The organism is Phytobacter massiliensis JC163, from assembly GCF_000321045.1.
Lineage (GTDB): Bacteria > Pseudomonadota > Gammaproteobacteria > Enterobacterales > Enterobacteriaceae > Phytobacter_A > Phytobacter_A massiliensis.
In genome coordinates, this window is sequence record NZ_CAEO01000206.1 from 1 (window position 1) to 326 (window position 326).

Here is a 326-nt window from a genome sequence, read left to right on the forward strand (position 1 = left end):
CACTTCTCCAACGTCGCTATCCCGCATCAGATCGCCGCATTGGAACAGCGCACGAGGGAGTTGAAGGCCCTGAGTATCGAGATTCTGAACCTTGCCAAACAAGCTAAGGAATGGTTGCGAATATAAGATCCGGGGCAACACCCGGCGGGGCCCTGCGTTACAACAAGGAGAAGGTAGATAAGGATGAAGCCGAAGTGCTGCTTTGGCAGAAGATGCTCGAACCATATGATAAATGCGGACGCCTTGATATTGACGCCTGCATGGAGAGCTTCATGCCGTATCTCGAAGCCAACAGAAGGACGACCAGCACGGTTTTCCATGCTTCG

The 326-nt window shown here is 52.8% G+C and carries 1 protein-coding gene; it reads left to right on the top strand.

Features of this window, described 5'->3' with window-relative positions; all coding sequences use genetic code 11:
- Positions 1-110: 110 nt before the first annotated feature.
- A partial coding sequence (locus ENTHG_RS25895) for a hypothetical protein (RefSeq protein ID WP_275404541.1) occupies positions 111-326 on the top strand: 216 nt, incomplete at its 3' end.